The 19,737-nt window shown below is 41.3% G+C and carries 16 protein-coding genes and 1 pseudogene; 6 read left to right on the top strand and 11 right to left on the bottom strand.

What is annotated here, in order from left to right; all coding sequences use genetic code 11:
• Positions 1 to 193: 193 nt before the first annotated feature.
• Both clpB and FTT70_RS02280 read right to left on the bottom strand, forming a co-directional pair.
• A complete protein-coding gene (gene clpB / locus FTT70_RS02285; RefSeq protein ID WP_004971561.1) occupies positions 194 to 2,773 on the bottom strand; it encodes an ATP-dependent chaperone ClpB in 2,580 nt (859 codons plus the stop codon).
• Between the two features lie 311 nt (positions 2,774 to 3,084).
• Positions 3,085 to 3,507 carry an OsmC family protein gene (locus FTT70_RS02280; protein ID WP_070156041.1) on the bottom strand — a complete coding sequence of 141 codons (423 nt, stop codon included), beginning with the start codon at positions 3,505 to 3,507 and terminating at the stop codon, positions 3,085 to 3,087.
• Between the two features lie 148 nt (positions 3,508 to 3,655).
• Between FTT70_RS02280 and crp the strand changes: the two genes are divergently transcribed.
• The gene (crp, locus tag FTT70_RS02275; protein WP_004971566.1) at positions 3,656 to 4,360 is read left to right on the top strand and encodes a cAMP-activated global transcriptional regulator CRP; all 705 of its coding nucleotides are present in this window, start codon (positions 3,656 to 3,658) and stop codon (positions 4,358 to 4,360) included.
• Positions 4,361 to 4,564: 204 nt separating this feature from the next.
• Entirely contained in the window at positions 4,565 to 5,614 is a 1,050-nt protein-coding gene (locus tag FTT70_RS02270; RefSeq protein ID WP_180168231.1) for an NADP(H)-dependent aldo-keto reductase, read from the top strand.
• A 169-nt stretch (positions 5,615 to 5,783) separates the two neighbouring features.
• Here FTT70_RS02270 and FTT70_RS02265 read toward each other — a convergent pair whose 3' ends face one another.
• From FTT70_RS02265 to FTT70_RS02240, 6 genes are all read right to left on the bottom strand, one after another.
• The gene (locus FTT70_RS02265; RefSeq protein ID WP_180168230.1) at positions 5,784 to 6,566 is read right to left on the bottom strand and encodes a M48 family metallopeptidase; all 783 of its coding nucleotides are present in this window, start codon (positions 6,564 to 6,566) and stop codon (positions 5,784 to 5,786) included.
• A gap of 156 nt (positions 6,567 to 6,722) precedes the next feature.
• Positions 6,723 to 7,031, bottom strand: a complete 309-nt coding sequence (locus FTT70_RS02260; protein ID WP_004971573.1) for a hypothetical protein — start codon at positions 7,029 to 7,031, stop codon at positions 6,723 to 6,725.
• 238 nt (positions 7,032 to 7,269) lie between these two features.
• Positions 7,270 to 8,589, bottom strand: coding sequence for an adenylosuccinate synthase (locus FTT70_RS02255; RefSeq protein WP_004971574.1), 1,320 nt, complete (start codon positions 8,587 to 8,589; stop codon positions 7,270 to 7,272).
• Between the two features lie 69 nt (positions 8,590 to 8,658).
• On the bottom strand, positions 8,659 to 9,825 hold the full coding sequence (locus FTT70_RS02250; protein WP_180168229.1) for an ATP phosphoribosyltransferase regulatory subunit: 1,167 nt from the start codon (positions 9,823 to 9,825) through the stop codon (positions 8,659 to 8,661).
• Between the two features lie 165 nt (positions 9,826 to 9,990).
• A complete protein-coding gene (locus FTT70_RS02245; protein WP_004971580.1) occupies positions 9,991 to 10,305 on the bottom strand; it encodes a hypothetical protein in 315 nt (104 codons plus the stop codon).
• Between the two features lie 135 nt (positions 10,306 to 10,440).
• The gene (locus FTT70_RS02240) at positions 10,441 to 11,475 is read right to left on the bottom strand and encodes a type I glyceraldehyde-3-phosphate dehydrogenase (RefSeq protein WP_096901062.1); all 1,035 of its coding nucleotides are present in this window, start codon (positions 11,473 to 11,475) and stop codon (positions 10,441 to 10,443) included.
• Positions 11,476 to 11,937: 462 nt separating this feature from the next.
• Here FTT70_RS02240 and alaS point away from each other — a divergent pair, with 462 nt between their 5' ends.
• The 3 genes from alaS to csrA all read left to right on the top strand — a co-directional run bounded on the left by alaS (position 11,938) and on the right by csrA (position 16,482).
• On the top strand, positions 11,938 to 14,631 hold the full coding sequence (gene alaS, locus FTT70_RS02235; protein WP_180168228.1) for an alanine--tRNA ligase: 2,694 nt from the start codon (positions 11,938 to 11,940) through the stop codon (positions 14,629 to 14,631).
• 65 nt (positions 14,632 to 14,696) lie between these two features.
• The gene (locus FTT70_RS02230) at positions 14,697 to 15,977 is read left to right on the top strand and encodes an aspartate kinase (protein ID WP_004971586.1); all 1,281 of its coding nucleotides are present in this window, start codon (positions 14,697 to 14,699) and stop codon (positions 15,975 to 15,977) included.
• A 250-nt stretch (positions 15,978 to 16,227) separates the two neighbouring features.
• Positions 16,228 to 16,482, top strand: a complete 255-nt coding sequence (csrA, locus tag FTT70_RS02225; protein WP_004971589.1) for a carbon storage regulator CsrA — start codon at positions 16,228 to 16,230, stop codon at positions 16,480 to 16,482.
• A 138-nt stretch (positions 16,483 to 16,620) separates the two neighbouring features.
• Here the strand turns inward: csrA and rnhB are convergent, their stop codons facing one another.
• Positions 16,621 to 17,205 (bottom strand): ribonuclease HII, encoded by a 585-nt coding sequence (gene rnhB, locus FTT70_RS02220; protein ID WP_286416765.1) that lies wholly within the window; start codon positions 17,203 to 17,205, stop codon positions 16,621 to 16,623.
• An 89-nt stretch (positions 17,206 to 17,294) separates the two neighbouring features.
• Positions 17,295 to 17,681, bottom strand: a complete 387-nt coding sequence (locus FTT70_RS02215; RefSeq protein ID WP_180050149.1) for a hypothetical protein — start codon at positions 17,679 to 17,681, stop codon at positions 17,295 to 17,297.
• A gap of 510 nt (positions 17,682 to 18,191) precedes the next feature.
• On the opposite strand from FTT70_RS02215, the pseudogene FTT70_RS02210 reads away from it, so the two are divergent.
• A pseudogene (locus FTT70_RS02210) lies at positions 18,192 to 18,627 on the top strand (cytochrome b).
• 105 nt (positions 18,628 to 18,732) lie between these two features.
• On the opposite strand, the gene FTT70_RS02205 reads toward FTT70_RS02210, so the two are convergent.
• Positions 18,733 to 19,734 (bottom strand): adenosine deaminase, encoded by a 1,002-nt coding sequence (locus tag FTT70_RS02205; protein ID WP_096901064.1) that lies wholly within the window; start codon positions 19,732 to 19,734, stop codon positions 18,733 to 18,735.
• Positions 19,735 to 19,737 lie beyond the last annotated feature (3 nt).

Genomic DNA, 19,737 nt, shown 5'->3' with positions numbered 1-19,737 from the left:
AATAAATTATAATTAATCTTCTTTAAAAAAGATAATTGTTTTGCAAATAAATCACTTAAATATAATATTCATCACAAAATATTAAAAATAGCTGTCATTTTTTACCAAAAATTTTACTTATGTGACCTAAATTGTCAGTCATAAAAAACCCAGCCGAAGCTGGGTTTCTTAAAAGTTGCTTACACATAGCCAATTAGCTGAGTTTCATTTTTTCAAACAGCAAATGACCATTTTCAGCTTTAATTAAAATCGTATCACCTGCAACAAAGTCACCTGCGAGGATTTTTTGCGCTAACGTGTTTTCCACTTGTTGCTGAATTGCACGTTTCAATGGACGCGCACCGTAGACTGGGTCAAAACCTGCTTCAATCAATTGATCAAATGCAGTATCGTCTATCGACAAGCTCAAGTCGCGTTCGCTTAAACGCGCACGTAAACGATCCAATTGAATATCGGCAATGCCACGAATTTGTGCTTTTTCCAGTGAATGGAACACCACCAACTCATCAATACGGTTAATAAACTCAGGGCGGAAATGTTGTGAAACTGCAGCCATGACCACGGTACGCACTTCTTCACGTGTTGGATTGTCACCCAATTCACGTACTTCGTGTGAACCCAAGTTAGAAGTCATCACAATTACAGTGTTCTTAAAGTCCACCACGCGACCTTGCGAGTCGGTTAGGCGTCCATCATCCAACACCTGCAACAAGATGTTAAATACGTCTGGATGGGCTTTTTCCACCTCATCAAACAGCACCACACTGTACGGTTTACGACGTACTGCTTCGGTTAATACACCACCTTCTTCATAACCGACATAGCCTGGAGGCGCACCGACCAAACGGCTGACCGAGTGTTTTTCCATAAATTCAGACATATCAATCCGAATCATGGCGTCATCGCTGTCAAACAAGAAGTTCGCTAACGCTTTGGTCAATTCTGTTTTACCTACCCCTGTTGGGCCAAGGAACAGGAACGAACCACTTGGACGGTTAGGATCAGACAAACCTGCGCGTGAACGACGTACCGCATTCGACACCGCCACCACAGCTTCATCTTGCCCCACCACACGGTTATGCAAGAAATCTTCCATGTGTAGCAATTTTTCACGTTCACCCTGCAGCATTTTCGATACAGGAATGCCCGTTGCAGCACTCACGACTTCAGCAATTTCATTGTCCGTAACTTTGTTACGCAATAATTTTGGTTCTTCTTTCTCTTCAACCAACTCATCTTGTGCCAGTTGTTTTTCCAACTCAGGAATCACACCGTATTGTAAACGTGACATTTCCGCCAAGTCATTTTCACGCTGCGCTTTTTGCAATGCCATACGTGCCTGATCAAGCTGAGTCTGAATTTGCTTAGTGCCTTCAACCAAGGTTTTTTCCGCTTTCCAAACTTCTTCCAAATCATTGTATTCATTTTGAACTTCAATAATTTGTTTTTCCAGATGTGCAACTTCAGCACGGCTGCCTGCATCTTCATCTTTCTTCACGGCTTCAAGTTGCAGTTTTAATTGAATTAAACGGCGCTCTAATTTATCTAAGGCTTCAGGCTTAGAATCTAGCTCCATTTTAATCCGTGACGCTGCCTCATCCACCAAATCAATTGCCTTGTCGGGAAGTTGACGGTCAGTGATATAACGGTGCGACATTTTAGCGGCGGCAATAATCGCCGAATCTAAAATTTTCACCCCGTGGTGCACTTCGTAGCGTTCTTTCAGACCTCGTAAAATTGCAATGGTGTCTTCTACACTTGGCTCATCGACCAATACTTTTTGGAAACGACGCTCTAAAGCTGCATCTTTTTCAATATATTGACGATACTCATCTAAAGTGGTTGCACCCACACAGCGCAATTCACCACGTGCCAATGCAGGTTTCAGCATATTGCCTGCATCCATCGCACCATCACCTTTACCTGCACCCACAAGTGTGTGTAATTCATCAATAAATAAGATGACTTCACCTTCTTGTTTCGCCAAGTCTTTTAAGACCGCTTTTAGGCGTTCTTCAAACTCACCGCGATATTTCGCACCTGCCAACAATGAGCCCAAATCTAAAGATAAAACACGTTTACCTTTTAAGCTTTCTGGCACTTCACCATTCACAATACGCTGAGCCAAACCTTCAACAATCGCAGTTTTACCCACACCAGGTTCACCAATGAGTACTGGGTTGTTTTTGGTACGGCGTGACAACACCTGAACGGTACGGCGAATTTCATCATCACGACCAATTACAGGGTCTAGCTTGCCCGCCAACGCACGTTCGGTTAAATCGATGGTATATTTATTGAGTGAGTCACGTTGATCTTCGTGATTATTGCTCATGACTTTTTCATCCCCTCTAATTTTGTCAATCACGCTACGCAAACTATCTGAGGTCACGCCTACACTGTTCAGTAGTGTTTTGGTCGCGCCCACTTCGGTCAAACCCAGCATCAACCAATCGGTTGACAAGAACTCATCACCTGCTTTTTGGGCAAAACTGTCAGCCAAATTCAAGGCTTTAACCGCATCTGGACTTAAGTTGATATCGCCTGTTGGATTGGCCAAAGTCGGTGCATCAGCAATCGCTTGCTGTAATTTGCTTTGCAAATCACGTAGGTTTGCGCCTGCTTGTTGTAATAAACTGACATTGGAAGCTTCTTCGAGCAAAGTCGCCAATAAGTGAATGCCTTCAATGGCAGTATGATCTTTCCCTATCGCAAGAGATTGGGCATCGGATAAAGCTTGCTGTAGTCGGTTGGTAAACTTTTCAAAACGCATTCTTGTTATTCCTCACAACAAATTGTGTACTTGATGGATATATGGGAACGCAGGCGTAAATTTCAATTAAATTTTTTATATATTTTTCAAAATCTTAATTAAAATTAACAGATAGATTTCAGTAATAATATTGGACTGATTAAAGTAAATTTCAAGTTTAGTCTGGTAATTTTTTATTTTAGTTGAGTCATTGACATACACTTGCATATCAATCAATTAAAGGCTTTTGATTGTTATTTATGCCATTTGAAATATTTAGTTACAATGATTGGCAAAATATACCAACCATTGTATGACCTATCAGTCAAAGCTTAATCTTGTTCAATAATTTCAAAATCATGGCTAATTTCGACGCCACCATCAGATAGCATTTTACTGGCAGAACAGTACTTTTCTGCTGAAAGTTCAACCGCCTTCGCAACCTGCTTTTCCTTGACAGCCTTGCCTTTGACCACAAAATGCAAATGAATTTTGGTGAACACTGCAGGGATGCTATCGGCACGTTCTGCTGTTAACTGACATTCAACATGCGTCACTTCTTGGCGTGATTTTTTTAAAATAGTCACAATATCGAATGAAGCACAACCACCAAGTCCCATTAAGATTAACTCCATAGGACGTGGACCACGGTTTTCACCACCATATTCTGCGGATCCATCCATCACTACAGAATGACCACTTTCTGATTTGGCTTCAAAAGCAACGTTCTCTAACCACTGAACACTTGTTTGCATTGCAACTACCTAAAAAAAACTATAAATTGACACGGGTATTTGTACACTAACATAACTTGAGTTGATAAGGAATTTCATCTCTACTGTGTGACAAGTTCAGACTAGGTCTTGTGCGATCTATTATTTATCCATTTTCGGAACCGTTAGCATGACTTCAAACTTTTCACAGCTGAGCACTGATGCATTGTCCCCTGGACAACTGCCTGACTCAGTCAAAGCATTATTAAAACGTGCATACATCAACCGTTATCCAAAACGGACAACTATTGTTGATGCAGGGACTGAATCTAAATCGTTATATTTGATTTTAAAAGGTTCAGTATCAATTATTCTTCGCGAAGATGATGATCGCGAAATTGTTGTGGCATATTTGAATCCAGGCGACTTTTTTGGGGAAATGGGTCTGTTTGAATCGAATCCACAACGTACTGCAGAAGTTCGTACTCGTGATGTCTGTGAAATTGCAGAAATTACTTATGAAAACTTCCACGAACTCAGCAAACAATATCCTGACTTAAGCTATGCCGTTTTTGCACAGCTGGTACGTCGTTTAAAAAATACTACACGTAAGGTAACTGACCTTGCCTTTATAGATGTGTCTGGTCGTATTGCACGTTGCTTGATTGATCTTTCTGCGCAACCAGAAGCCATGATTTTGCCAAACGGTCGTCAAATTCGTATTACACGCCAAGAAATTGGTCGTATTGTCGGCTGTTCACGTGAAATGGTCGGGCGTGTTCTAAAAACACTTGAAGAACAAGGCATGATTGAAACTGATGGTAAAGCCATTCTGATTTTTGATGCTTCTTTGGAGCAAAATGAATCCACTGATGGCAACTTTGATGACGAGTAAACCATCTATATGCTCATTAAAAAAGCAAATCTTCGGATTTGCTTTTTTATTACCAGCTGTTAACTTTTTACCATTTTCAATTATCAAAATACCATTATTGCTGTCACTACAATGAAGTAGCAATTTTCGCAGCCACAAGTGGCGCAAAATGGTTTCAGCTCTTGTAACATCAATATATACATATAATCTTGAGCGAGAGACAATATGCAATTTAAACCATTGGCAAAAACAGGCATTCTAGTTCCAGAAATCTGTTTAGGCACCATGACATTTGGTGAACAAAATACCCAGCAAGAAGCCTTTCAACAACTCGATTATGCGCTAGAACGAGGCTTATATTTTTGGGATACCGCAGAAATGTATCCCGTACCACCAAAAGTAGAAACTCAAGGTGCAACTGAAACTATTATTGGCAATTGGTTACAACAACGTGGCGGACGTGACAAATTGTTTTTAGCCTCTAAAATTGCAGGCCCTTCGCAAGGCGGCAGTCATATTCGAGATGGCAAAACCCGCTTTAACGCAGAGGATATTCATTCTGCACTGGATGGCAATTTAAAACGCCTGCAAACCGACTATATCGACTTATACCAACTGCACTGGCCACAACGCCCAACCAACTTTTTTGGCAAACTTGGTTATGGCAACCAAGAAGCACAAAATACGCAAGAAGTAACCGACCTTGCTGAAACCTTAACCGCGTTGCAACAAGAAATTCAAAAAGGACGGATTCGCTATATAGGTCTGTCGAATGAAACCCCTTGGGGCACCATGAAGTTTTTACACTTGGCAGAACAATTAGGATTAAGTAAATTTGTCAGCGTACAAAATCCATATAACCTGCTGAATCGTACTTATGAAATTGGCATGTCTGAAATCGCCCATTATGAAGGTGTTGGACTACTCGCCTACTCACCTTTGGCTTTTGGTTATTTAACTGGTAAATTCCGTCATGGCGCACGCCCTGCCAATGCACGTGTCACGCTATATTCACGTTTTAGCCGTTACAGTAATCCACAAAGCGAATGGGCAACCGAGCAATACGCCCAACTTGCAGAACAACACGGCTTGAGTTTGACGCAACTGGCGCTGGCATTTATCAAGCAGCAATTTTTTGTGACAAGTACCATTATTGGCGCGACGAATATGCCGCAACTCAAAGAAAATATTGATGCCTTTGACATCACCTTATCAGATGAAATTTTACAAGGCATTGAAGCCATTCATCGTCAACAACCCAATCCAGCGCCCTAATTTTATTTTAAGCACTGCTTTAAAATGAAATTAAAAATATGAACTCAGCAATAACTCATCATTTTTATGCTGTTTAAAGTCAAAAAGTCTTCATAAAAAAAGATGCGCATAAAACCATGCGCATCTTTTTTGTGTTTTATCTTAACCAGTTGAACTGGCTGAGGTCATCTTAACGACGACTTTGGTTATATAGCGCTTGTGCTGCTGGCAAGTTTTTACGCATTGCTTCAATACGCTGACTGTTCGATGGGTGAGTCGATAAGAAGGACGCACCGCCGCCACCTTCAAGCTTGTTCATTTTTTCCCAAAGGGTAATTGCAGCTTGTGGGTTATAACCTGCACGCGCCATCAGCATTAAACCACCCTGATCGGCACGACTTTCCAAATTACGTGAATATGGCAAGCCAATCCCAATTTGGGTACCCAATTGCGCTGCTGCTGCACCCAATTGACCAACGTTATTGCCTGCCGCACTTAAACCTACGTTCAAGGCAATATTGGTTAAAGCCTGTGCACCAATTTTACTTTTAGCGTGTTCTTCTAGTGCGTGCACCATTTCGTGCCCCATAATTGCAGCAATTTCAGCATCGGTTAAATTCAGTTTATTCACAATACCTGTGTAGAACACTACTTTACCGCCTGGTGCGACAAAAGCATTGACTTGATCAGATTTGAGTACCGCCAATTGCCACTGGAAAGGCTGACCAGTTTGGTTCATTTGGTTGGCATGTGGAATCAAACGCTGAAACACAGTATTGATACGTTTATACGTGGTTGAACTCGTGTCTAACTGATTTTTATTGCGTGCATCATGCACCATTTCGTTATAGCTTTTGGTTGCAGTTGCATTTAGGGTCGCAGTATCTGCACCCGCCATGTCTGCAACAGTCGTACACCCTGAAACTGTGATTGCGCCTGCGGCACATAAACTTAACATCAGTTTTTTGTTCATTATAATAATCTCCGCCTTGCGAGCTATCTTCATACCAATCAATTATATGAAATCAATTCAAGGCTTTAAATCTATAATCACTTCATAAACATATCATTTATGTAAACAACGCCTAAGCTGTGTACAGATTGTATGTCTGAGCGATCAATCACTACCCTAGTAAAGAAATTGATAACACAACCAAAATACTAAACAGAAAACATTTAAACCCAAGTAAATTTTAGACACTACTTCTACTTTTTCTTCCATTTCTGGATTTTTGCGTTTGTAGAGTAGGTAAGCATTTTGAATCAGAATCAGTGGCACCAAAATACAGGCAAAAATAACGCTTAAACCAATAAATGCTTGATACATAATATTCGGATCATGCTTTTGCGATAAAATCAGCATCATGGCAATGGTCGGTGCGCCGCCCATCGCAAACAATAAAGAATAAAAAATCGTACTGGTAATATTTTTATGCATCCTGCATAACCTTAATTAAATTTAATTTTCTAAAGCCATTGTAACAAGCCACCCTGCTCTGCACAGCGCCAGTCATCTGCAACTTTAGTCTTGAAAAAACAACTCACTCAGCATCATCTATAATGTTTCCAAAAATGAGTCGCTATTGAAACTGAAACAACAGCAATAAAAAGCCCCATCATTTAGACAGGGCTGAATACATCATCAGAGCTTAAATGCTATGCTAAAGCACAACGACTTAAGCATCAAATGGATGACGTAATACGATAGTTTCTGCGCGGTCTGGACCTGTAGAAATAATGTCGATTGGACATTCAATTAACTGCTCAAGACGTTTGATGTAGTTCACTGCATTTTCAGGCAATTGTTCTACACTGGTCGCGCCCACAGTTGATTCAGACCAACCTGGCATTGTTTCATAAATTGGCTTTAAGTTTTCGTATGCAAGCGCATCAGAAGAACCTACACAACCTGAATCGGTATTTTCATAACCTACGCAGATTTTGATTTCTTCTAAACCGTCCAATACGTCTAACTTGGTCAAGCAGATACCAGAAAGTGAGTTTACATCGACTGAACGACGTAAAATTTCGGCATCAAACCAACCACAACGACGCTGACGACCTGTAGAAGCACCAAACTCGTGACCCACGGTACCTAAGTGTTTACCAATCGCATCACCTACGTCATTTGCTGCGTCATACACCAACTCAGTTGGGAATGGGCCTGCACCAACACGTGTGGTATAAGCTTTGGTAATCCCTAAAACGTAGTCTAAATGTAATGGACCTAAGCCTGAACCTGAGCTTACACCGCCCGCAGTTGTATTCGATGAAGTCACATACGGGTATGTACCGTGGTCAACATCAAGCAATGAGCCTTGCGCACCTTCAAACATAATGTTGTCACCGTTTTTACGGTAATTATGAATTTCAGTCGTTACATCAACCACTAATGGTGCAATCACTTCACGCCATTGGTCACATAGCGCTAAAACTTCATCTAACTGAACTGCTTCAACACCGTAGTATTGTGTCAATTGGAAGTTGTGATAGTCCAATAATTCAGTCAATTGAGCGCGTAATGCTTCACCGCCACGAACCAAGTCAGCAACACGAATCGCACGACGTGCAACCTTGTCTTCATAAGCTGGGCCAATACCACGACCTGTTGTACCAATTTTGGCATTACCACGTTTTTTCTCACGTGCTTGGTCAAGTGCAATGTGGTTCGGCAAAATAAGCGGACAGTTTGGTGAAATACGTAAACGCTCTTTCACTGGCACGCCTTCTTGCTCCAAAATACCCATTTCTTTAATGAGTGCTTCAGGAGAAAGTACAACACCATTACCAATTAAGCACAGTACGTTTTCACGTAAAATACCTGATGGAATGAGGTGTAATACAGTTTTCTTACCACCAACCACGAGAGTATGGCCTGCGTTGTGTCCGCCTTGATAACGAACGACTGCCGCCGCCTGATCTGTGAGCAGGTCGACGATCTTACCTTTACCTTCGTCGCCCCATTGGGTACCAAGTACCACAACATTCTTGCCCATAATAGCCTCATTACATCATGCTGTTAAAATTGAAAACCAAGACCTGTAACATGAAACATGCCTTGGCGATTAAATTTTTTCGACTGTCCACTCACCATTTGCAAGAACCAATTGGTGCGTTGCGTATGGAACCGAGTTTAAATCATCATTGCCCAACAATTGAATTACACTAAAGCCTTGCGCACGTGTGTTTTGAATAGCAGCAATTAAATCAGGTTGTGAGCCTTTAGGCGCAACAACAACAGACGATGATTCAAAACGACCTGCACTTAATACAAACAAGTCACAAGAGAAACCTGTTGCAGGGCGCGCACGTCCGAAATGCTGACCAATGCCATCATAACGACCACCTTGAGCCAATGGCGCAGCACGATTTGGTGCATATACCGCGTACATTAAGCCAGTGTGATAGTGATAAGAACGCAGCTCAACCACATCAATACCAATATGCAGATTTGGCCAACGTGCCTGAATTTCAGCTTGTGTTGCTTTCACGGCTTCAAACGCTTGCTTAAATTCGCTATTTGCCAACACTTCAGCACTTAAATGAGCCTGCAAAGCAGTTAAATCACTGGCATAGCGACCTAAAGCATAAAAATCTGAACCGAAATTTAAATCTTGGGTAAATTCTGCCAACTCTGGCAAGGCTTTACGCTGATATAAATCTGACAATTGACGTTCAGTGGCTTTGCTTAATTCTGCTTGTTTAACCAAGCTACGGAACAAGCCGACATGACCCAAGTCTAAATGCACACCTTCTGCCAGACCTGCTTCTTTTAGCAAGCTGAGCATCAGATCAACCATTTCTACATCAGCATCAATGCTGTCTGAACCAAATAACTCTGCACCCAATTGCAATGGTGCACGTGTGGTATTAAAACCTTGTGGTTTGGTATGTAAAACCGTACCTGCATAGCAGTAACGTGCAATACCATCTACAGGATGTACATGCGCATCAATACGTGCCACTTGTGGTGTCATATCGGCACGCACACCCAGCAAACGACCTGAAAGTTGGTCGATCACTTTAAATGTGGCAAGGTCTAAATCTTGATTCGATTCTGAAAGAGAAGATAGAGATTCAATGTATTCTATGAATGGCGTGTACACCAACTGATAACCTCGAGATGCGAGGAAATCCAGTGACTTACGACGCAAGCTTTCAATCACTTGCGCTTGTTCTGGTAATACATCAGCTACACCATCAGGTAATAACCATGTCTCTGAAATGGGCATGTTGTAAACCTAAATTCTTGTTTGCGCGGAACGAATCCGCATAAAAAAATCGGGAGCACACCCGATTTCTCCTAGTTTAGCATGATACTTTTGCTCATGCACCTGACTTTTTCTGAAATATGCGGTAAAAAAATATGAATACACCACATCTTTCAAAGCCATCATTTAAAAGTCCTGATTTGATTTCACCGCCTTTGCCAATAAACTGACCAACTCAGCATTTTGCATTTCAAGCTGTGCGGTTTTTTGCACGGTTTTATCTAGCGCATCTTGCTGAACCTGCATCTTTTTAGCCAAATCTTGCATAATCTCCAACGTCTTTTTTAGATGCTCTTCTAAATGTAATACTTTTTGCTCGACTTGCTGTTGATGCTGCACGTCGCTGCTGCTGTCTGCCTGATTTTTAAATTGCAACCAAATCAGAAAAATGACAGCAAGTGCCAGCAAAAAAATAAATCCCCACAATAAAATAATCATCATGCCACTACTCTATTCAAATTTTCTATGCAAACTTTGTTATATCAATCAGTGAATTAACCGTGAATACGAAGTGTAAAATCTGTCATCACTATTACACGCTTTTCACACTTTGTATATGTCTTAAAAAGTAGCCGCTTACACCGCCCGCTGACTAAAAGATTCACACAAATCTAGTAAACGGTTGGCATAACCCCACTCGTTGTCATACCACGCAAAAACTTTGGCTTGATGACCCACGACCATGGTTTGACTTAAATCGACAATTAAAGAATAAGGTGAATGGTTAAAGTCGCTCGATACCAAAGGCTCATCGGTCACTTGCATAATTTCGGCATAATCATGCGCTGCCGAAGCACACAACACCTGATTCAATTTGTGCACCGTAATTGGTGACTGAGAAATAAAAGTTAAATCAATAGCTGCAACATTAATGGTCGGTACACGAATCGAGTAACCATCAATCCGATCTGCCATTTTTGGCATGACTTGTTTTAATGCACCCAAGGCAGATGAAGTTGTAGGAATAATATTTTGCCCTGATGCACGCGCACGACGTAAATCACGGTGTGCTTGATCCAATACAGTTTGATCGGCTGTGACTGCATGAATTTCAGTCATTAATGCGGTATCAATTCCGAAAGCATCATCAATGATTTTAACTAATGGTACTAAAGCCTGCGTGGTACAAGATACGCTGGAAATAATTTGGTCGGTACTTTTGACTTCATGATGATTCACACCATAAACAATCGCAGCATCTACAGTATCGAATGGTGCAGCACCAATAATTACACGTTTGGCGCCCGCAGTAATATGCTGCGTTGCCGCCTCGCGGGAACGGAACAACCCTGTACATTCCAATACCACATCAACATTTAAGGCTTGCCACGGTAATTGCGCAGGTTGAGCCTGATTCAACACCTGAACTTTTAATTGCGCCAAACCTGCAGAAATATTCAAAAAAATCTGTTCATTTTCGAGGCTAATTTCCACCTGTCCTTTAAAACGACCATGGGTACTGTCATATTTAAATAAATGAACCAAGGTTTCTACATCGGCAATGTCATTTATGGCGACGATTTCAAAATGAAAGTCTTTGGGATTTTCAAACCAAGCCCGCAGCACATTGCGCCCGATTCTACCAAAGCCATTGATTGCCACTCGTTGCATGACTGATCCTTTCATAATGAAATCAAAATTTAAGCACAGACTATGTTAATAGATTTTGAGGCCTTACTGAAAAAAATCAGATCAATTCTACGAATTTTCACGCAATTTGTTGTTTAATTCGGCAAATCAAAAATATCAGCTTTGACTTTCTAGCTTACATTTACGTTTTCTTAAATTTTGTATTCTACTTTATGGCAGTTCGGCATACTCCGTGACCTACAGTAAACGCTTATTTTGAATGTAAATGTTCATCATCTTCTATTGCAAAGATTTATTCTGCGTAATCGCAACCAAGTTTGCGTCAGAATTGTCATCTATTCACACTAAAATGATTGGTGATAGTGGCTTTTTCCGTTATAATTTGGCGTTTTTAAAATTTTAAGCCTGCATGACAGCAAAGAATTATTTTTTGTCAGACTGTCTTGCGTTTAGCCAAATCGGAATTTATGGAGTGACTTGGTTGTGAGTACTCGTTTTATGACATCAGCTGAAATTCGTGAAGCATTTTTGCGTTACTTTGAATCGCAAGGGCATACACGTGTCGCATCGAGTTCTCTAGTACCCGCCAATGACCCAACCCTGTTATTTACCAATGCAGGTATGAACCAGTTTAAAGACTGTTTTCTTGGGCTGGAAAAACGTGATTATGTACGTGCTGTATCGTCACAAAAATGTGTGCGTGCAGGCGGTAAACATAACGATTTAGACAATGTGGGTTATACCGCACGTCACCATACTTTCTTTGAAATGTTGGGTAACTTCTCGTTTGGTGATTATTTCAAACGTGATGCAATTAAATTTGCTTGGGAATTTTTAACCAGTGAACAATGGTTAGCGCTACCAAAAGACCGTTTATATGCCACGGTTTACCACACCGATGATGAAGCATTTGACATCTGGAACAAAGAAATTGGTTTAGATGCTTCTCGTATTATCCGTATTGGCGATAACAAAGGTGGCCAATATGCTTCAGACAACTTCTGGGCAATGGGTGATACAGGTCCTTGCGGCCCTTGTTCTGAAATTTTCTATGATCATGGCGATCATATTTGGGGCGGTTTACCAGGCACACTAGAAGAAGATGGCGACCGTTTCATTGAAATCTGGAACAACGTATTCATGCAGTTTAACCGTACTGCAGATGGCGTATTGCACCCACTTCCAGCACCGTCTGTAGATACAGGCATGGGCTTGGAGCGTATTTCTGCAGTATTGCAACACGTCAACTCTAACTACGAAATTGATCTGTTCCAGCACTTACTCAAAAATGCAGCACAGATTATTGGTTTAGACACGACTGCTCTTGAAGTAACTGCACAGCAAACTGGCAAGCCTGTAGACTACCCTGCTTCACTCAAAGTAGTTGCTGACCACGCTCGTTCTTGCTGCTTCCTAATTGCCGATGGCGTGAATCCATCGAATGAAGGTCGTGGTTATGTATTGCGTCGTATTATTCGTCGTGCAGTACGTCACGGCAACAAGCTTGGCGCAACAGGTTCATTCTTCCACAAAATGCTTCAGCCTTTAATTGAAGTAATGGGTCAAGCTTATCCTGAACTTGCAGCAAATCAAGCGCGTATTGAAGCGCAACTTCTAAAAGAAGAAGAACAATTTGCCAAAACGCTTGAGCAAGGTTTGAAATTGCTTGAGGGTGAATTGGCACAGCTTAAAGGCTCGGTCATTCCTGGTGAAGTGGTATTTAAACTATATGACACTTACGGCTTCCCAACAGATTTAACGGCAGATATTGCACGTGAACGCGACTTGACCATTGACGAAGCAGGCTTTGAAGTTGAAATGGCAGCGCAACGTCAACGTGCACGCGATGCAGGTAAATTTGCAGTTGACTACAACTCAATTGTAAAAGTTGAAGGTGAAACTCAATTTGATGGCTATGACGCAACGACTGGTCAGGGTCAAATTGTGGCTATTTATAAAGATGGCGAACAAGTCGATGAAGTAGTTGAAGGCGATGAAGCTTTAATCGTACTCAACCAAACCCCGTTCTATGCAGAAAGCGGTGGTCAGATTGGCGATACGGGTCTATTTAAAAACGAAACAGGTATTTTTGAAGTTCATGACACCAAAAAGTCTGGCGGTGCCTTTGTCCATCAAGGTATTGTTACCATGGGCAGTTTAAAAGCTGCGCAAGCGGTGGAAGCGATTGTAAAAGCAGACATCCGCGAAGCAACTGCACGCAACCACTCTGCAACCCACTTATTGCACGCTGCCCTACGTCAAGTTTTAGGTGCACACGTACAGCAAAAAGGTTCGTTGGTTGCTTCTGATATTTTACGTTTTGACTTTGCCAATGACCAACCTGTGTCATTTGAACAATTGCAAGAAATTGAGCGTTTGGTAAATGCAGAAGTCATTGCCAATACCGCAGTTTCTACTGAATTACTGGATATTGAAGCAGCCAAAGCCAAAGGCGCAATGATGCTATTTGGTGAAAAGTATGGCGATGAAGTTCGCGTACTTTCTATGGGTTCAATCATTGAAGATAAAAACTTCTCCATTGAACTTTGTGGCGGTATTCACGTGAAACGTACAGGTGATATTGGTCTGTTCAAAATCATCTCTGAAGGTGGTGTTGCAGCTGGTGTACGTCGTATTGAAGCAATTACAGGCAGCAAAGCCGTTGAAGCCGTTCAAAAAACTGAACGCGATATCAACAGCATCAATGCTTTGTTGAAAGCACAAAAAGACCAAACTTTAGAAAAAGTGAATACATTGGTCGATACAGCATCTAGCCTTCAAAAGCAGATTGAACAGCTCAATCAAAAATTAGCGCACTTCCAAGCAGCTGAACTTTTAAGTCAAGTACAAGAACTTGCTGGACGTACCACGCTCATTACCACTGTACAAAATATGGATGCAAAATCACTGCGTAATTTGCACGACGGTGTAAAATCCAAACTCGACCAAGCAGTGATTGTACTTGCAGGTGTAGAAGGCGATAAAGTCAGCTTAATCGCTTCTGTTGCACCAGACTTTACTGCTACGATTAAAGCAGGAGACATCATCAAACACTTGGCTACAGAACTAGGTGGTAAAGGTGGTGGTAAACCTGATTTGGCACAAGGTGGCGCGCCACTTAACGAGAACTTTGCAACGGTGATGGCAGGTTTAACTGCTTGGCTTGCGGCAAAATAATCTCACTTTTTGTGTAACTGACCCTGAGCAGGTAAATTCGGGGTCATGGCTTATATGGAACAACTATGGCACTAATCGTTCAAAAATATGGCGGTACCTCAATGGGTACTCCCGAGCGCATTTTAAATGTTGCTCGTCGTGTGAAGCGCTGGCATGATCATGGCCACAAAGTAGTGGTTGTCGTTTCTGCCATGAGTGGCGAAACCAATCGCCTACTCGCTCTCGCGAAAGCCATTACCGAAACCCCTGATCCGCGTGAATTAGACCAAATGGTGTCTACAGGCGAACAGGTGACGATTTCGATGTTAGCGATGGCGCTGAATTCTATTGGCGTTGCAGCAAAATCACTAACTGGTCGCCAAGTTGGTATTCAAACTGACAGCGCATTTACCAAAGCACGTATTGAAGCGATTAATACTGACGTGTTAACTGAAAACCTAGACGCAGGCCGTGTGATTGTGGTTGCTGGTTTCCAAGGGTTTGATGCTGAAGGTAACACCACGACTTTAGGTCGTGGCGGTTCTGATACTTCTGGCGTTGCACTTGCTGCTGCATTGAAAGCCGATGAATGTCAAATTTACACTGACGTAGATGGCGTTTACACCACAGACCCACGCGTTGCACCAAAAGCCAAAAAAGTAGATCGTATTTCTTTTGAAGAAATGCTAGAAATGGCTTCTTTAGGTTCTAAAGTATTGCAAATTCGTGCGGTTGAATTTGCAGGTAAATACCAAGTACCTTTACGTGTATTATCAAGTTTTGATAATGACAATGATGGCGCATTCGACGAAGATTTTAAACAAAATGTCGGCACACTCATTACTACTGAATTGGAAGACAACATGGAACAACCTATCATCTCAGGTATCGCGTTTAACCGTGACGAAGCAAAATTAACTATTTTAGGTGTGCCTGATGAGCCAGGTATTGCATCTAAAATCTTGTCACCTATTGGCGCTGCCAATGTTGAAGTTGACATGATCATCCAAAACGTAGAAGAAGATGGTACTACCGACTTTACTTTTACTGTAAACCGTGGCGAACTTGCCAAAGCAAAATCAATTCTTGAAGCAACTGCCAAAGAAATTGGTGCACGTGAAGTCGCTACACGTGGTGACATCGTGAAAGTATCTATCGTAGGTGTAGGTATGCGTTCACACGCAGGTGTTGCAAGCAAAATGTTTACTGCACTTGCAGATGAAGGCATCAACATTCTCATGATTTCTACTTCTGAAATTAAAATTTCAGTCATTATTGAAGAAAACTATTTAGAGCTTGCAGTACGTACTTTACACACTGTATTTGGTCTAGATCGTGAAAGCGGTGAGTCTAGCGCACGCGCTTAATACGCCCCTGTCAGAAAATGTAATTGTCTGACAAATTTTGCGAAAAAGTACAAAAAAATAGAGCCACTATAGTTTTTTTTATAGTGGCTCTGTTATATTGAGCAACATGCTTTCATAAATTTTGGCAGCGCTGTATCTTATAAAATAAATAATGATACGTTCCGTTAAAATTTACTGGTTTTTATTTGGTTGTGACTTTTAAATTGCTTTAAAAATCAATGCAGGTTTAGCATTTTGCAAGGAGATAAACATGCTGATTCTGACCCGACGTGTCGGAGAAACATTAATGATTGGGGACCAAGTCAGCGTGACTGTGCTTGGTGTCAAAGGTAACCAAGTTCGTATTGGTGTAAATGCCCCGAAAGAAGTATCGGTTCATCGTGAAGAAATCTATCAACGTATTCAACACGAGCGTGCCATGCATGAGCATTTGCAACATTTAGATCAAGATTATCAACCTTCATTTGAAGAAGATAACTACTCGCAAAATGACTTTAATCGTTAAACGATTAAGGTAATTGAATATAAAGCGGCTCATTTGCCGCTTTAAATTTTTCTGCTGAATGCTTTTTAAAAACTTGCCCTGATTCAAATCATGTAAAAGCTATTTTACAGGCAACTCAGCACAAGTTTTGCATGAAAATTACTGTGAGTTTTCCATTAACTCTAAAGCCTTACGCACAGGTGCAAAACTACGTCGATGTGCCGCAATTACACCATGCTGTGCAATGGCTTCAAAATGTGCTTTGGTTGGATAACCTTTGTGTTTAGCAAAACCAAATTGTGGAAATGCTTGATCAAGCAATACCATTTCACGGTCACGCGCCACTTTAGCTAAAATACTAGCTGCTGAAATTTCTGCATGCAATGCATCACCCCCAACAACTGCGTCACAAGACATTGCTAAACCTTGTGGAATTTTATTGCCATCGACTAAGACATGTTCAGGTTGAATAGACAAGGCTTCCACCGCACGGCGCATCGCCAATAAAGATGCTTGCAAAATATTCAGCTCATCAATTTCGGCTGCAGAGGCTTCTGCAATTGCCCAAGCCAAAGCCTTTTCCTGAATTTCAACAAACAACTTTTCACGTTTTTTTTCAGTCAGCTTTTTAGAGTCATTCAAACCTTCAATCGGGTTATTCGGATCTAAAATAACTGCCGCAGCGACAACAGAACCCACTAAAGGCCCACGTCCTGCTTCATCTACACCTGCAATTTTCATCATCTTTTTCCAGAAAAATAGGCTGAAATCTTCAGCCTATCTTACGATGCGAATCAACACGCACCATCTTTAATTTTACAGAATCAGTAAACTTATCTTACTGCTTCTGCCACACATGCATTAATGGTTCTTGATACTGCATTGCTCACAATCGTTGCACGTGCAGCAGGGTCAATTGCTGCAGTGGCTAAATCTACTGCAGTCACGTTTTGTGGTGCTTTTTCACTGACACAACCACAAATTTCCGCTTGAACATTTTGCTTTTGCGTTGGTGTCATAACACGTGTCGCAGTGTGCCATGCAGGAATGTTATTTAATTCAGTCACGCACTTGGCATTAATTGCAATTTTAATCGCCGCCATACCCAATTGTTGAGTTGCTGTCGGTGCAGTTGTGGTTCCTGTTGTAGTACCTGTGGTAGTGGTACATGCAGATAAAGCCAAAGCGATAGGTGCCAATACAGCGAGTAGTTTTTTCATGGATATTTCCTGTATTTAATATTCAAGTCATTTGAGTGAAACAATGCCGCTATTGTGCCTAAACTTGTTTGACGAAGGAATAGCTTTTTGCAATTTCTACATTCATGTGCTTAGGCTTAAGGCTAGGGGCTGTTGACAATTTTTCTATGTTTGCGACAACGCATATTTTTTAGCTGATATAAGGCATGAGGTAGGAAATTTAGTCATTCTAAATGACTGACTCATAACGCAATAGCAGCAAAAAATATGCTTGTCCTGAAAGGCTGTGGCTAAAACTTTCTCAGATTGCGTTATGAAACTTGGCAATAGTCTCGCTATTCCCTGCGTTTCATGCCTGATCTGCTCAGTTTTAGCCTACAGCGCAAACTATTTATGAAATATCAACAGCCCCCTCAAGAACGCTATTTTTTTGCAGCGTTGCAGATTCTCAACACTCCGTTGCAGGTGGATACTTTTTTCGCTACATGCTGTTGTTTAGCATGCAAGCACACTATTCGCCTGAAACACAACATGAACAGTTCTCATTCATATTACACCCGTACCGCACAAGTTTTACATTGGCTCATGGCGATTATTTTTATTGGTGATTCGCTTATTTTGGCGTTACACCCACCCTGCGCCACAACTGCCTGACAGCATGTCACCGTTGATGAAAACACTAGCGCATTTAGGACATCTAGGTCTGTATTTTATGCTGATTGCGATTCCAATCACGGGCTGTTTGTTTAGCTGGAGCGTGGGTAAACCTGTGCCTGTGTTGTATTTATTTGAAATTCCAGCCTTGGTGGATAAGAACCCCGAACTATTAGCAATTGTTAAACCTGTGCATACTTATTTGTCATGGTTTGCAGGGGCAATGGTGGTTGGGCATATGCTTGCAGCACTTAAACATCACTTTATAGATAAAGACGATGTATTGCGTAGTATGACGCAACAAGGTAAATAATTTTTAAAGCTTGAGTTTAAAGCGATTCAAATCGTTCTCCCACAAAAAAGCAGCTTAAATTAAGCTGCTTTTTTGTAGTCTAAGCTAATCTAAATTCAGTTTAACTCATCCCAATGCTTGAATTTGCTCAATCCATTTTTGCTTTTCTTCAGCCGAAATAAATGAAGCTTCAAAAGAATTAACCGCCAATTGTTTTAATTCAGCATTGCTTAAATCTAAAGCTTGGCTAATAGCAACAAAGTTATCATTCATATAACCACCAAAATAAGATGGATCATCTGAATTAACTGTCACTTTAACACCCTGCTGCAATAAACGGCGGATGTTGTGCTGTGCCATATCATCCACTACGCATAGCTTTAAATTACTCAATGGACAGACCGTGAGCGGCATTTTCTCTGCAATTAGACGTTGCATTAATACAGGATCTTCTTCAGAACGCACACCATGATCAATACGGTTTACTTTCAGTAAATCTAATGCTTCCCAAACATATTCGGCTGGCCCTTCTTCGCCTGCATGTGCCACGACTAAAAAGCCTGCTTCACGTGCTTTGGCAAAGACACGTTCAAACTTTGAAGGTGGATGTCCAACTTCGCTTGAGTCCAAACCCACTGCGATAATTTGATCTTTATAAGGCAAAGCCTGTTCAAGTGTGGCAAATGCTGCATCTTCGCTTAAATGACGCAAGAAACACATAATTAAATTTGAACTGATGCCTAATTTTGTTTGCGCATCATCACAAGCACGTTGTAAGCCATTAATCACGGTTGCAAATGCCACACCACGCTCGGTATGGGTTTGCGGATCAAAAAACATTTCGGTATGTACCACACGGTCTTCAACACATTTTTCAAAATATGCCCAAGCCAAATCGTAAAAATCTTGCTCATGCACCAACACTTGTGCGCCTGCATAATAAATATCTAAAAAAGACTGCAAGTTATGAAAGTTATAGGCTTGTTTGACTTCTTCTACGGACTGATAAGGGATGTCTATTTGGTTGCGCTGCGCAATGGCAAACATCAATTCAGGTTCAAAAGTACCTTCAATATGCACATGCAATTCTGCTTTAGGTAATGCACAGATTAGCTCAAGTTGATTCATGTT

The sequence above is a fragment of the Acinetobacter sp. YH01003 genome (assembly GCF_013420525.1).
In the GTDB taxonomy this organism is placed as follows: domain Bacteria; phylum Pseudomonadota; class Gammaproteobacteria; order Pseudomonadales; family Moraxellaceae; genus Acinetobacter; species Acinetobacter towneri.
This window is presented reverse-complemented; position numbering and strand designations above follow the sequence as displayed.